The organism is Archangium sp., assembly GCF_045802675.1.
Lineage (GTDB): Bacteria > Myxococcota > Myxococcia > Myxococcales > Myxococcaceae > Archangium.
Genome location: NZ_JBJMQO010000091.1, coordinates 126,081 through 139,054, shown reverse-complemented (window position 1 = coordinate 139,054; position 12,974 = coordinate 126,081). Strand labels below are relative to the sequence as shown.

The window sequence follows — 12,974 nt, the reverse complement described above, 5'->3', positions numbered from 1 at the left end:
GCTGGATTAGAGCAGCCGCACCAGCTCCGTCACGTGCGCGTCCTGCTCGCCGGCCTGGGCGAGCGCGTCCGCCAGCTTCCGCACGTAGTCGCGATTCGAGCCGCTGGGGCCGTGGGCCGAGCGCACCACCGCGGCGATCTCCTCCAGCGTGGCCGGTCCCAGGTAGTGGGGGTTGGCGGGGCCGGCGAGGTACACCACGGCCTCGAGCGACGGAGGCTCGCGCGTCTCCAGTTGCACGAAGTGCCGCTCGTAGCCGCCCTGCTCGCGGAAATCGAGGTGGATGAGCACCTCCTCCACGCGCTCGGGGGCGATCCGGTACGCCATGCCCCAGCAGCGCGCGCCGGGCTCGGGCACCAGCGTCACCACGCGCCCGGGGGCCTCGGGTACGCCCCGGTGGTCCGTCGAGCCCTGCCAGAAGCGCCGCGCCCAGCCCTTCAACCACGCCTCACGGCGCTCCTCGAAGGGGAAGGAAGGACGGAAGATGAGGGAGCCGTAGCCGAAGATCCACATGGGTGTGTCCGCTCCTCCCAGGCTCTCCAGGGCTCCCTCCGGTGTCAACGGCGATCCCCTCCGCACCCCTGGCGGCCATGACGAGGGGCCCTCGGGATGGGGCCGTCCGGCTGCCCCCCTGGCGGGAAGGGGAGCGCATCGCGTGACGTCCCTGTAGTCTGTGCATCACCCCCACTGGGGGGAGGACACGATGGAATTCGACTGCGACTGGCTCATCATTGGCTCGGGCTTCGGCGGCAGCGTCAGCGCCCTGCGTCTGACGGAGAAGGGCCACCGGGTGGTGATGTTGGAGAAGGGCCGACGCCTGCGGGCCGAGGACTTCCCCAAGACGAACTGGAACCTGAAGCGGTGGCTGTGGATGCCGCGGCTCGGGTGGCGCGGCCTGTTCAAGATGACCTTCTTCCGCCACGTCACCGTGCTGTCGGGCGTGGGCGTCGGAGGCGGCTCGCTGGTGTACGCCAACACGCTGCCCATCCCGAAGGACGACTTCTTCCAGGCCCGCTCCTGGGGAGGCCTGGCGGACTGGAAGACGGAGCTGGCGCCGCACTACACCATGGCGCGCAAGATGCTCGGGGCCACGATGAACCCGCTGCGCACGCTGCCGGATGAGATCATCCAGCAGGTGGGCAAGGAGATGGGCCGCGAGGACTTCCAGCCCACCACGGTGGCCGTCTATTTCGGCCAGCCCGGGGTGACGGTGCCGGACCCGTACTTCGGCGGCGAGGGCCCCGAGCGCACCGGCTGCAATGCCTGCGGCGGCTGCATGACGGGCTGCCGCTTCAACTCGAAGAACACGCTGGACAAGAACTACCTCTACCTCGCCGAGAAGCGCGGCCTCACCATCCACGCGGACACCGAGGCCACGTGGGTACGCCCACTGCCCGGGGGCGGCTACGAGGTGGAGGCGCTCGAGGGCACCTCGCGCTTCTCCCGCCAGAAGCGCCGCTTCACCGCGCGCCACGTCATCTTCTCCGGCGGCGTGCTCGGTACGGTGGACCTGCTGCTCAAGCTCAAGTCGCACCCGGACGGACTGCCCCAGCTGTCGGACCGGCTCGGCGATGGCGTGCGAACCAACTCGGAGGCGCTCATTGGCGTGGTGGCTGGCAAGCGCTTCCACGACAAGGACTTGTCCAAGGGCATCGCCATCGGGTCCATCCTGCACACGGATGCGCACTCGCACCTGGAGCCGGTGCGCTACTCGGAGGGCTCCGACTTCTTCCGCGCGATGATGGCGCCCCACGTGGGAGGCCCCACCGCATTCTCGCGGCTGGCCAAGGTGGCCGGGCTCTTCCTGCGCCACCCGGTCAAGATGCTGCGCTCCTGGTTCACCCCCCAGTTCGCGCGCCGGTCGATGATCCTCCTCTACATGCGCACGCTGGATGGGCACCTGCGCATGCGGCGCGGGCGGGGCCTCTTCACCGCCGGAACCAAGGGGCTCACCACGGGCCTGCAGGAGGGCCCCGCGCCCACCGCCAATATCCCCGAGGCCACCGAGCTGGCCCACCGGGTGGCGGAGAAGCTGGACGGCCTGCCCATGACGCTGGCCTCCGAGACGGTGATGGGCATTCCGACCACCGCGCACATCCTCGGGGGCTGCTGCATGGGGGACTCGCCGCGGACGGGCGTCATCGATCCCCAGCACCGCCTCTTCGGCTACGAGGGCCTGTATGTGGTGGACGGCTCGGCCATCTCCGCCAACCCGGGGGTGAATCCGTCGCTCACCATCACCGCGCTCGCCGAGCGTGCCATGACCTTCATCCCGGCCCGCCAGCAGGTGGACTCCGGGGCGGAGGTGACGGAAGCCGTCGCGCGTCCCAAGGCGATCGGCGCGTGAACCAAGGTCAGGCGCCAACCTGTCGAAGAAAGCAATCAAGCGAGGAGTCGATGCGCTGAACCGCTGGAGCAGCTCATGATTGATGCTGAGAAGGCGCAAGTCCTCACTCATGTTCTGGAACGGGCCATGCTCGAGGCCGTTCCGGATGACAAGGTCCGCGATGAGATGGCGTTCCACATCGCGGATGTGTTGAGGGACTTCCTCCAGATAAGCCCTGTGATTGAGAAGGCCTTCGAAAAGGGCGAGTTGTCGCGAGGCGAGGTGGATGCGGTCTTATCGCTGCTGCTTTCTCATTGGCCGTATCATTTGAAGGGGCTCGCGAGATTGCGGAAGCGGTTGGACACCAGGCCCCAACGCAAGAAGCAGCCCTCGCGCCGGGCCCCTCGCCGGAAGTGACTCACTTCATCCGGACCATGGTCCAGGGCTCATAGAGCACCAGTCCCTGGGGCGCCCGGAGCCCGAGCTGGTACCAGAGCTTGCCCTCGCGGAGGTCCGATGCGTCCCTCCAGTGGGGGCCCGTTCCGGAGAAGGGTCCATCCAGCTCGTGGGCATTGGCCTTCTCGTCCGCGCGGAAGCGGCAGACCACTTCCCAGCCCTCGGGGACCTGGCCGTCCACGATGGCGCGGATGCCCACCCGTCCGCCCTCGTGCTCCACCGCTCCTCGCGGGCGGGGCAGTGAATCGATGACCTGACGGCGGCGCTCCACCTGCTCGTCCAGCGAGGCGAAGAAGTCGTCGAACACCTGCGACAGATCAATGCCCGCCGTCTGGAAGGCGTCCTGCCACGCCAGGGCCCCCGCGAGGTCCTCGGGCGCGTCCTTCCTCCCGAGCGCCGCGAGCACTCGCGCCGGGGCTCCGTCTCCATGCCGCCGCACCAGTGCCTCGATGAAGGCCCTGCCCAGCGGGTACACCCAATTCTCATCCCGCTCGGCCGCGAGCTTCTCCACGTCGAGCAGCTCCTCCGTCTTCACCTCGCGCCGGGCCCGCGCCGCCGCGGCGATGAGCTGGTACTCCTCCTCCGCGCCCGGGGCCTGGAAGACGCGGTACTCCACGTAGCTCGCCAGACCCTCGCCGAACAGCTTCATGCCCGTGAAGCGGGGCGAGGCCCTCGCGCCGACGATGCGCTGGGAGAGCACGTGCGTCGTCTCGTGTCCGAGCACCGCGAGCGCTTCCTCGGGGTTGGAGATTCTCGCGAGGCCCAGCCGCAGCGTGTTCCAGTAGGCCGTGCCCGCCGTGTGCCGCATGCTCCCGCCGAGGTCCGCGCGGATGGGCTCTCCCGCCTCTACGCCGAGAAACGCTCGGACCTTCTCGAAGGCGGCGTCCGCTCCGTCCACGAGCGGCTCGGCGCGCTTGCGCAGGTAGGCGGGGTAGGTGAACTGGTAGTGCCCGGTGGTGGCCTGCGCGGTGGCGGTGGTGGGGAACTCGACCTTGGGCCCCTTGCCGTCATGGCTCTTGCCCGAGTCCTCGTCGCTCCCGCTCCACCGGACCATGACGGCGATGAAGAGGCCCACGGTGGCGAGCGTGGCCAGCGCTCCCATCCACGAGCCCTGCATGCGCCGCTGCACCGAGGCGGTGAGCCGCTCGCCCAGGCCGAGGAATTGCGCCAGGGCCACACAGAGCAGCACCACGGCCGCGGAGAGCTGGAGCTCCAGCGCCTCCACGGGCCAGCGCCAGCGAGTGCCCTCGAAGGTGGGGGACGTGAGGCGGAACGGGTTGAGGGCGGCCATCCAGGGCACCCGGTCCTCGAGGATCGACTGGCCCAGCATCAGCACCGCCAGCGCCGTCCAGCACAGCCGCCGCAACGGCGCCAACGCCAGCGCGAGCGCGAGCACCGAGAACGCCTGCGCCACGCGCAGCACGGAGGCCACGGCGATCACCTGCATGTGCAGGCCCGGGTCGAGCGAGGTGCGCGAGAGCACGTGCTCGCCGAGCGTCCACACCGTCATCCCGAGCGGGTACACCAGCACGGTGCCGAGCGCGACGAGCAGCTTCACCCAGAAGATCCTCCAGCGGGAGGTGGGCAGCGCGTCGAGGAACTCCAGTGTGCGGTCATCTTGCTCGCGGATGAGCAGGCCGCTGCCCAGCGCGAAGGCGAGGATGAACGTCAGCACGGACAGCTCGCCATCCGCCTTGAAGCGCGTGTCGAAGGTGCTCGCGTAGGGCGAGAACCCCAGGGGCTCGGTCCACAGGGTGGAGAGCAATTCGAGTGCGATGAAGAAGGCCGCGAGCCAGAGGAACGGCCGCTGATCCCGCACCTCCTTGGCCACCAGGGGGCGGATCATGGAATGTCCCTCCGTTCCGCGAGCAGCCGGACGGGGCATCCGAGCGTCTCGGACTCCACCTGCACCACGAAGAGCCACCGGTCTCCTCGAGAGAGCCCCTGCGGCAGCCGCGCCCCGTCCGGCGAGGGCACCGTGTCCTGCCGCGTGAGCTCGTGCGGAGCCACCTCGTTCTCGAAGGGCTTCAACTTGTGGTGGAGCAGCGCGTACCGCTTGGGCGTCTCCTTCCCTGCCTCGGTCCGCAGCGAGTGCTCCAGGCGGAAGGTCTCCGCCGACTCGGGCACCAGCGTGAGGGTGGGGCGCAGTCCGGCCAGGTGCGCCAGCTCCGGAGCGTGTGCCTCGCGGTCCTTCTGGAGCGCCTCGCGCCAGAGCCTCGCCAGCTCCTCCTCCGAGGGCCCGCCCCGCTCACGCAGCAGCGAGGCCAGCCGTGGCTCGTGCCAGAGTCCCCAGAAGCCCGTGCCGGGAGGCTCGGCCAGGGTGTGCCGCAGGAGTGTCCGGAAGGCCTCCTCCCCGAGCCGCTCGCGCAGCACCTGGACGCCCCGGAGCGCCAACGCCCCCGACAGACAGGGGCCGAGCCGCTCGCGCGTCATCAACCAACGCCCGGAATCGAAGTCCTCCCGCGAGGCCACCGCGGCCCGCGTCGCCAGCCGCTCCTCGCGCGCTCCATCCCGGTACGCCCACGCCGTGGTGAAACCCTCGAGCAACCACTGGCGCTCCTCGCGCAGCACCATGCCGTCGCTGGCCTCGATGAGCACCTCGCGGAAGAGGAAGGCCTCGAAGGCGCGCGGGTCGAAGTCCGGCGCCGCGACGTTGGCCCGCACCACCACCCCGTCCGCCTTCTCGAGCTTCGCGCGCTGGAACACGTCGGCGTCGAGCTCGCGGATGGGCAGCACCGCCACGGCCGGGAGCTTCTCCAGCCCGAGGTACTCGCTCATCGCGCCCAGGTCCTCCGAGAGCCGCTCCGCCAATCGCCGGGCCTGCTCCTTCGAGAACCCCACGCCGGATGCCACCTGGATGGCCGAGTCCTTCACGCTGGCCCGCTCCGCCTCGTGCAGGGCGAAGGGCTGGCGCTGCTTCGCATCGTTCATCATCGAGATGACCGAGAAGAGCCCCACGAAGACACACGCGATGAAGACCTTCTCCCGGTGGCTCATCCGCTGGGAGATGAGCTCGGCGAGGGTTCCGTCCCGGTGGAGGACGAGCCCGAAGCTCAGCGCCACCGCCGCCGCCGTGAGGGCCCAGCTCGGGATGAGGTCTCCCCAGGGGATGCGCTGGCGCTCGAAGGCGAAGTCGGCGCCGAGCAGCGCGAACGGGCCGGACTTCGAGAGATCGAAATCGGTGAGGTGGTCCGCCGCGAAGAGGGCGATGACGAGGAAGATGTAGAGCGGGTTACGGTAGCGGCCGAGCAGCCCGGCGAGCGCGAAGAGGGCCCAGCCCAGCAGCACCGGCGTGGCCGAGCGCAGGATGAGGAGCAGGACGAAGCGCGAGGAGACGGCCTCGTGCGCGAGGGCCCGCTTCCAGAGGACGAGCAGGCTCACCGTCAGGGGCAGCAGCAGCACGGCCGACCCGAGCACCAGCTTGGTGGAGAGGATGCGCGAGCGGGTGAGGGGAAGTGCCTCGAGGAAGAGCTGGGTCCGCTGGCCGTACTCGCGCACCACCAGGCGGTGGCCCATGAAGACGGCGCCCACGGTGGAGAGCAGCACGCACTGGATGCGGAGCAGCTCGAAGAGGCTGCCCTTCTCGGCGTAGTGCTCCTCCGCCACCAGCTCGACGAGCAGCAGGAAACCGAGGAGCCCGTAGAGCAGGAGCCACGCGCCCCGGTGCTCGCGCCACTCCTTGCGCAGCAGGGCCTGGCTCATGACTCGTCCGACCGCCGCGCGTAGGCGAGGAAGATGTTCTCGAGTGACAGCGCCTCCACCGTCTCGGGGCCGAAGGGACTGGCGGCCTGGTGCTCGGGTGCGCCGAAGAGGACGAGGGCCAGGCGCCCATCGGGCAGGCGCTCGCGCCTCACGAGCGAGAAGCCGGACGGCAGCGCCTCCGGGGGTGTCTCCAGCACCACCCGGCGGACCGACTGGCGCAGCGTGTCGAGGCTTCCCTGGTAGCGCAGCCGGCCCTCGTGGAGGATGCCGATGCGGTGCGCGACCTCTTCCACCTCACCCACGAGGTGCGAGGAGAAGAGCGCCGTCTGTCCCTCCCGGCGCACCTGCTCGCGGAGGATGTCGAGGAACTCGCGCCGCGCCACGGGGTCCAATCCGGCGGTGGGCTCGTCGAGAATCAACAGCGGCGGGCGGTGCGCCAGCGCGAGCGCCAGTCCCAGCTTCATCCGCGTGCCTCCGGAGAGCTGCGCGGACTTGCGATCCTTCGGTACGTCCAGCACCCGGAGCAGCCGCTGGAACTGCGCGTCGTCCCAGTGCGGATAGAAGCCGGAGACGAAGCGCCCGAGCTCGAGCGCCGTCATCCACGGGTAGAAGACCTGCTCCTGCGACACGTAGCCGAGCTGCTGCTTCTGGGCCGCGCGCACGTGGCGGACACGCTGTCCCATCAGCTCGAGCTCGCCCTTGTCCGGACGGAGGATGCCCATCAGCATCCGCAGCGTGGTCGTCTTCCCCGCGCCGTTGCGGCCGAGAAAGCCGTAGACCTCGCCCCGCCGCAGCTCGAGCTCCACCCCATCCACCGCCTTCACGTTGTGGAAGGAGCGGGTGAGCCCATGGGTGCGGAGGATGACCTCCGGCGCTGGCAGGGGGGCCGCCACTGGCGTCGGCCCCGGCTCCGGCTCGGCGAGCAGGGGGGCCGGTGGCGGCGGCGTCGTGTCGTCGGGCGGGGTGGGGAGTGGCTCGGGGACCTCGGACATGGGGCGGGAGTCTATGCGCTCCCGAGCCCGGATGCCTCGGCCCCGGGGCCACGCGCTACTGCGGGGTGTTGAGCTCCTTGAGCACCTCGCCCGCGTGCCGGGCCTCGCCGGGCACCGTGGCCAGGTCATCCAGGCTGATGAGGCCCACCGGCTTCTTGTACCCGTCGAGCACCACCAGGCGCCGCACCGCCTTCTCCTCCATCAGGTGCTCGGCCTCGGAGAGGGGCGCGTCCGCGTCGCAGGTGATGACCATATGAGTCATGGCCTCACGCACCGGGGTGCGGTTGGGATCCTTGCCCGCCGCCGTGGCGCGCACGGTGATGTCCCGGTCCGTCAGCATCCCGACGAGCTGCTCTCCGTCCATGACGGGCAGGACTCCAATGCCATACGAGCGCATCCGCTCGGCCGCCGCGCGCAGCGGTGCATCCGCCGCGATGGTCTCCAGTCCCTTCGTCATCAGCTCGCCGATCCGCATCCAATGCCTCCTCGGGGCACTCCATGCCCGCGTGTGTTGCTTCAGGACCCGTGCGATTCCTCCGCCATGCGTACCGCCCCGGCTCACACCGGTGCGGGCAACCCGGGAGTGGGCTCCGTGCCCAGCCAGGTGAAGTCCGGCATCCGCTCGTGCAGGTACTCCCGCATGCTGGAAATCAACCCGGCCTCCACCTGGCGCGCCCGCTCGCGGCTCACCTGGAAGTGCTCGCCGATGGTCCGCAGCGTCTCGGGCTCCTCGGCCAGCAGCCGGTGCTCCAGGATGTAGCGCTCGCGCTCGTCCCGCAGCCCGCGGGCGAACGCGTGCACCTTGTGCTGGAACCACTGGGTGAGCTCCCGCCGGCCCAGCTCCTCGTCCACGGCGGGTGTCCCCGAGCGCAAGGCCCGGGCCGGGGCGGGGCGGCCCTGCTCGTCCTCCGAGCCCGCATCCAGCCGGACCTCGTCCTGGCGCAGCCTCTGGTCCATCTCGACGACATCTTCCTCGAGGACACCCAGGCGGGCGGCCAACAGCCCGGGTGTCGCCTCCTGGCCCGAGGCGAGCAGGCGGCCTTCCTCCTCCCGCATCCGGAAGAAGAGCTTGCGCTGCACGTCCGTGGTCCCGAGCCTCACCATCCTCCAGTTCTCGATGATGAAGCGCAGCAGGTAGGCGCGGATCCACCACGCCGCATAGGTGCACAGCCGCACGCCGCGCTCGGGCTCGAAGCGCTCCACGGCGATCACCAGACCGAGGTTGCCCTCCTGGATGAGGTCCATCAGCAGCAGGGGAGGGCGGTGGTGCTCGCGTGCCAGCTTCACCACCAGCCGCAGGTTCGAGGCCACCAGGCGGGCCCGGGCCTTCGCGTCCCCGCGTTCACGGACGCACCGGGCGAGCGCCGCTTCCTCTTCCCGGGACAGCAGGGGATGCCGCCGCACCTCGGCCAGCCACGTCTCGAGCAGCGCCCGGTCTCCAGGGGTCAGCTCCCCGCTTCGGGAGGAGTGATGCCTCGGAGACCGCGCCAGTCGAGCGGGGCGGAAGTGGCGGACCGCGAGCATGCGTGCACCTCGGGGCGGGTCATGGTCGATCTGCGACCGTTGCCGCCGGGATGCAGCAAGCGTGCGAGGTGTGGCTCCTTCGGGAGGTCTCCGGCCGCCCGCGAATCCCGCATGCGAGCGGGCGGCCGGACGCAGAAGGTGCGGAAGCCCCGGCCCGGGAGGGCACCAGGGCTTCCGGAGTGCTTCGGCTCAGGCGTCCTTGATGGTGCCCGCGCTGACGCGCAGGGCCTTGCTGGTGAACTTCGCGGCGAGCGCGTCCGGCTGGCCGGCGTAGTCCGTCTTCACCTCGGTGCTGGGGATGAGGTGGTAGGTGGCGAGCGCGTCCGTGGCGCCGACCTCGAGCACCACGAGGCCATGCGCGTCGGTGTTGGTGAAGACGAGGCCGGAGTTGCTCTTGCGCAGGGTGTCCTCCATCTCCGTGACGACGCGGCGGTAGACGGAGCTGGTGGCCGGGTAGCCGGCGGAGATCACGTTGCCGCTGGCGAGATCCTTCACGGAGGCGGAGGAGATGCCGGGCGCGGTGAGGGTGGGGATGCCCCCCTCCACCGAGGCGTGGGAGGAGTGGATGTCGCCGGAGATGAAGAGCGCGTTGACCTTGTTGTCGCGCAGGTACTTGAGCAGCTCGGCGCGCTTGTTGGGGAAGCCGTCCCACTGGTCCGCGTTGAAGTAGAATCGGGTCTTCAGGTTGGCGGGGATGTCCGTCAGGTCGCTCAGGTCCCAGATCATCGAGGTGAGCGACACGGAGCTCACCACCACCTTCCAGGTGTTGGTGGCGAGCACCTTCTCGCGCAGCCACGTCTCCTGCGCGGTGCCGAGCGCGTTCTCGCTGGCGCCCAGCGACTTCTTGTACTTCCAGCCGGAGTACAGGTCGTAGGACGCCTTCACCACCACGTAGCGCGAGCCGATCTGGTTGAAGAGGTCCGTCTTGCCCATGTGCACGTAGGCGAGCCCGCGCGGCTTGCCGGTGGGGCTGATGGGGGGGGCCCCGAAGCTGGAGAGCACCTGGTTGACGTACGCCAGCGCCAGCTTGCCGCGCACGTTCGCCACGGCCTTGGCGGACGCCTCGGCGCCGAGCCCCGCCGCGAGCGCCAGCTGGCTGTAGGCCTGCTGCAGGGCCTCCTTCTGCTGGGTGAGCTCGGGCGCGTCGATGTCCACATAGGCGTAGAGATCGGACGTGAAGGCCGCGGACACGCCCAGCTCCGCCAGTGCAGCGTCGTCCATCACCACCGTGGCGGGGTAGGCGTCCTCGGGGATGAGGTGGTCGGGCCGGTGGGTGCGGTAGTCGGTGAGGATGAGCTTCAGGTGCTTGCCGTACTCGAAGTCGCGGTAGATGCGCGTGTCGGGGTAGCGGGGCGCGCTGGCCACGTCGATGGAGCCCGCGGCCGAGTCGGTGGTGTCCAGCGGGATGTACTCGAAGAAGGCCTGCTCCGCGTTGCGCTTGCGCTCGTTGGATTGCTCGGGGATGCGGCCATCCGAGTACGTCGCGGTGGAGCCCCAGCTGTCATCGGAGAACTCGTGGTCGTCCCACACCATGACGAAGGGGTAGAGCTCGTGGAGCCGCCGCAGGTGCTGGTCCGAGCGCACCGTCTTGTACAGGTCGCGGTAGTTGGAGAGCGCCGACGCGGCGTAGTACTGCTTCGTACCCGAGCCCTGGGGAATCGCCGACGTGGGCTCGGTGAAGCGCACCACGCGGTTCTCGTTGTCGCCGGGCGACTGGAAGGTGGTGTCGCCGGTGGTCTCGTAGATGTAGTCGCCGAGGAACACGATGAAGTCGAGCTCCTCGTTGCGCTGCAGCAGGTACTGCCAGGGGTTGTAGTAGCGGCCGAGGAAGTCCTGGCAGCTGGCGAAGACGAAGCGCACGGGCACGTCCTCGCCCTGGGCGGGCGCGGTGCGGGTGCGGCCCACCGGGGAGGCGTAGCGCTTGCCGTCCTGCTCGTAGGTGAAGCGGTAGTAGTAGGTGGTCCGGGGCTGGAGGTTGGTGACCTTCACCTTGAGGGCGTGGTCATGCGCGGGCAGCGCCTCCAGGCCGTCCAGCTCGACGACGAGCGAGGTGAGTTCGGCGTCCGTGCCCACCTGGAGCGCGAGCTTCGTGGCCGAGCCCGGGTGGGAGGGATTCACGCCGCGCGTCCAGAGCACCACGCTGTCGGGGCGCGGGTCACCGGAGGCGACGGACTGGGGGAAGTGCTCCGAACTGGGAGTGATGGGCGCTGCGTCCTCGTCCGTGTTGCAACCGAAGGCGGTGCTGGCGGCGACGGCGGCGATGCACTGCAGGAACGTGCGACGGTGAAGCTTGTGGCTCAAGGAGGCCTCCGCTGAGAAGGGCCGCGAGCCTAGCCCAGCACCGAGCCGAACGTCCGCGTCACACGCCTCGCGGCGCGCGATCCTCCATGGGCCCAATCGTGCCGCTGCGCGTCAGAGACGCGGTGCGTTCCTTCCCGTCAGCTCTCGCTGCCGCCGGAGGCCGGCTCCTTCTCGCCACCGCGGCGCAGGCCCAGGGCCTTCATCTTCTTGTAGAAGTGGCCGCGCTCGAGATCGAGCAGCCGCGCCGCCTCGGTGACGTTGTCCTGGGTGTGCGCGAGCGTGAATTGGATGATGTCCCGCTCGGCGTCCTCCACCTGCTCGCGGAAGGTGCGGTCCACGCGGGGACGGAAGCCGCTGACGGGCGCGGGCGCCGCCGGAGCGGGCACCAGCGGCAGGGACGGGGCAGGGGGACGCGGCGCCGCGAGCCCCGAGGTGTCGGCGGCAGGCGCCGGAGGCACGAGGCCCTTGCCGCGCGGGAGCAGCTCGGCGGCCTCCTGGCCGGAGACCGTGGGGCCCTCGCAAAGAATGGCGAGCCGCTCCACCAGGTTGCGCAGCTCGCGCACGTTGCCCGGGTAGTCGTAGGAGGCCATCACCGAGAGCGCCTCGTGCGACAGCGCTAGGGGGCGGCGCCCGTTGCGCGCGCAGGCCTCCTTGAGGAAGGCGTCGATCAGCGCGGGCAGGTCCTCGCGCCGCTCGCGCAGGGGCGGCGAGTGAATCTGCACCACGTTGATGCGGTAGTAGAGGTCCTCGCGGAAGCGCTGCGCCTCGATTTCCTTCTCGAGGTTCTTGTTCGTCGCGGCGATGACGCGCACGTCCACCTTGATGGTCTCCGCGCCGCCCACCCGCTCCAGCTCGCCCTCCTGCAGCACGCGCAGCAGCTTGGCCTGCATGGCCTGGGGCATGTCGCCAATCTCATCCAGGAAGAGCGTGCCCTCGTGGGCCAGCTCGAACTTGCCCCGGCGCACGCTCACGGCGCCGGTGAAGGCGCCCTTCTCGTGGCCGAACAGCTCGCTCTCGATGAGCTCGTGCGGCACCGCCGCGCAGTTGAGCTTCACGAAGGGCCCGCCCTTGCGCCTGGAATTCTGGTGCAGCGCCCGGGCGATGAGCTCCTTGCCGGTGCCGTTCTCCCCGGTGATGAGCACGCGGCCCTCGGAGGGCGCCGTGCGCTGGATGAGCGAGAAGATGCGCTGCATGGCCGGGCTGCTGCCCACCATGTCGTAGCGGCCCACCTCCGCGCGCAGCGCCTGGAGCTCCTCCATGGCCGCCTGGTGCTTGAGCGCGTTGCGCAGCGCCACCAGCAGCCTGTCCCGGGCCAGCGGCTTCTCCAGGAAGTCCCGCGCGCCCAGCTGCGTGGCCTTCACCGCCGTGTCGATGGTGCCGTGCCCCGACATCATGATGACGGGCAGCTCTGGTTTGAGCTCCATCAACCGGGACAGGGCGGTGAGCCCGTCCATGTCCGGCATCTTCACGTCCATGAGCACGGCGTCCACGGGACGCGCGGACACCACGTCCAGGGCGACCTGGCCGCTGGCGGCCAGCTCCGTGCGGTAGCCCGCCAGCTGCAGCGACGTCTGGAGGGTGAGGAGGATGTTCTTCTCGTCGTCGACGATGAGGACGGTGGCGGGCATGTGGGGGCGGGACTTCACCAGCCCGGCCCGGGCCGCGCCACCCGAAAA

At 69.9% G+C, this 12,974-nt stretch carries 10 protein-coding genes; 2 read left to right on the top strand and 8 right to left on the bottom strand.

Features of this window, described 5'->3' with window-relative positions:
• Nucleotides 1–6: 6 nt before the first annotated feature.
• The gene (locus tag ACJ8AN_RS26305) at nucleotides 7–510 is read right to left on the bottom strand and encodes a gamma-glutamylcyclotransferase (RefSeq protein ID WP_407758219.1); all 504 of its coding nucleotides are present in this window, start codon (nucleotides 508–510) and stop codon (nucleotides 7–9) included.
• A 190-nt stretch (nucleotides 511–700) separates the two neighbouring features.
• On the opposite strand from ACJ8AN_RS26305, the gene ACJ8AN_RS26300 reads away from it, so the two are divergent.
• Both ACJ8AN_RS26300 and ACJ8AN_RS26295 read left to right on the top strand, forming a co-directional pair.
• A complete protein-coding gene (locus ACJ8AN_RS26300) occupies nucleotides 701–2,344 on the top strand; it encodes a GMC oxidoreductase (protein WP_407758218.1) in 1,644 nt (547 codons plus the stop codon).
• 75 nt (nucleotides 2,345–2,419) lie between these two features.
• On the top strand, nucleotides 2,420–2,740 hold the full coding sequence (locus tag ACJ8AN_RS26295; RefSeq protein ID WP_407758217.1) for a hypothetical protein: 321 nt from the start codon (nucleotides 2,420–2,422) through the stop codon (nucleotides 2,738–2,740).
• 1 nt (nucleotide 2,741) lies between these two features.
• On the opposite strand, the gene ACJ8AN_RS26290 is transcribed toward ACJ8AN_RS26295, so the two are convergent.
• The 7 genes from ACJ8AN_RS26290 to ACJ8AN_RS26260 all read right to left on the bottom strand — a co-directional run bounded on the left by ACJ8AN_RS26290 (nucleotide 2,742) and on the right by ACJ8AN_RS26260 (nucleotide 12,926).
• Nucleotides 2,742–4,625: a hypothetical protein gene (locus ACJ8AN_RS26290; RefSeq protein WP_407758216.1), complete on the bottom strand. Its 1,884-nt coding sequence runs from the start codon at nucleotides 4,623–4,625 to the stop codon at nucleotides 2,742–2,744.
• Nucleotides 4,622–6,481, bottom strand: coding sequence for a hypothetical protein (locus tag ACJ8AN_RS26285; protein WP_407758215.1), 1,860 nt, complete (start codon nucleotides 6,479–6,481; stop codon nucleotides 4,622–4,624). Before ACJ8AN_RS26285 ends, ACJ8AN_RS26290 begins: the two co-directional genes overlap by 4 nt.
• The gene (locus tag ACJ8AN_RS26280; RefSeq protein WP_407758214.1) at nucleotides 6,478–7,473 is read right to left on the bottom strand and encodes an ABC transporter ATP-binding protein; all 996 of its coding nucleotides are present in this window, start codon (nucleotides 7,471–7,473) and stop codon (nucleotides 6,478–6,480) included. The genes ACJ8AN_RS26285 and ACJ8AN_RS26280 overlap by 4 nt, the downstream gene beginning before the upstream one ends.
• A gap of 55 nt (nucleotides 7,474–7,528) precedes the next feature.
• On the bottom strand, nucleotides 7,529–7,948 hold the full coding sequence (locus ACJ8AN_RS26275) for a CBS domain-containing protein (RefSeq protein ID WP_407758213.1): 420 nt from the start codon (nucleotides 7,946–7,948) through the stop codon (nucleotides 7,529–7,531).
• 83 nt (nucleotides 7,949–8,031) lie between these two features.
• The gene (locus tag ACJ8AN_RS26270; RefSeq protein WP_407758212.1) at nucleotides 8,032–8,997 is read right to left on the bottom strand and encodes an RNA polymerase sigma factor RpoD/SigA; all 966 of its coding nucleotides are present in this window, start codon (nucleotides 8,995–8,997) and stop codon (nucleotides 8,032–8,034) included.
• Between the two features lie 189 nt (nucleotides 8,998–9,186).
• The gene (locus ACJ8AN_RS26265; protein WP_407758211.1) at nucleotides 9,187–11,298 is read right to left on the bottom strand and encodes an alkaline phosphatase D family protein; all 2,112 of its coding nucleotides are present in this window, start codon (nucleotides 11,296–11,298) and stop codon (nucleotides 9,187–9,189) included.
• 137 nt (nucleotides 11,299–11,435) lie between these two features.
• The gene (locus ACJ8AN_RS26260; protein WP_407758210.1) at nucleotides 11,436–12,926 is read right to left on the bottom strand and encodes a sigma-54-dependent transcriptional regulator; all 1,491 of its coding nucleotides are present in this window, start codon (nucleotides 12,924–12,926) and stop codon (nucleotides 11,436–11,438) included.
• Nucleotides 12,927–12,974: the final 48 nt, after the last annotated feature.

Bases quoted from the DNA above. Each gene is read 5' to 3' on its own strand.
- ACJ8AN_RS26290 (WP_407758216.1), bottom strand. From the start codon at position 4,625: ATGATCCGCCCCCTGGTGGCCAAGGAGGTGCGGGATCAGCGGCCGTTC.
- ACJ8AN_RS26270 (WP_407758212.1), bottom strand. From the start codon at position 8,997: ATGCTCGCGGTCCGCCACTTCCGCCCCGCTCGACTGGCGCGGTCTCCG.
- ACJ8AN_RS26285 (WP_407758215.1), bottom strand. From the start codon at position 6,481: ATGAGCCAGGCCCTGCTGCGCAAGGAGTGGCGCGAGCACCGGGGCGCG.
- ACJ8AN_RS26260 (WP_407758210.1), bottom strand. From the start codon at position 12,926: ATGCCCGCCACCGTCCTCATCGTCGACGACGAGAAGAACATCCTCCTC.
- ACJ8AN_RS26300 (WP_407758218.1), top strand. From the start codon at position 701: ATGGAATTCGACTGCGACTGGCTCATCATTGGCTCGGGCTTCGGCGGC.
- ACJ8AN_RS26275 (WP_407758213.1), bottom strand. From the start codon at position 7,948: ATGCGGATCGGCGAGCTGATGACGAAGGGACTGGAGACCATCGCGGCG.
- ACJ8AN_RS26295 (WP_407758217.1), top strand. From the start codon at position 2,420: ATGATTGATGCTGAGAAGGCGCAAGTCCTCACTCATGTTCTGGAACGG.
- ACJ8AN_RS26305 (WP_407758219.1), bottom strand. From the start codon at position 510: ATGTGGATCTTCGGCTACGGCTCCCTCATCTTCCGTCCTTCCTTCCCC.
- ACJ8AN_RS26280 (WP_407758214.1), bottom strand. From the start codon at position 7,473: ATGTCCGAGGTCCCCGAGCCACTCCCCACCCCGCCCGACGACACGACG.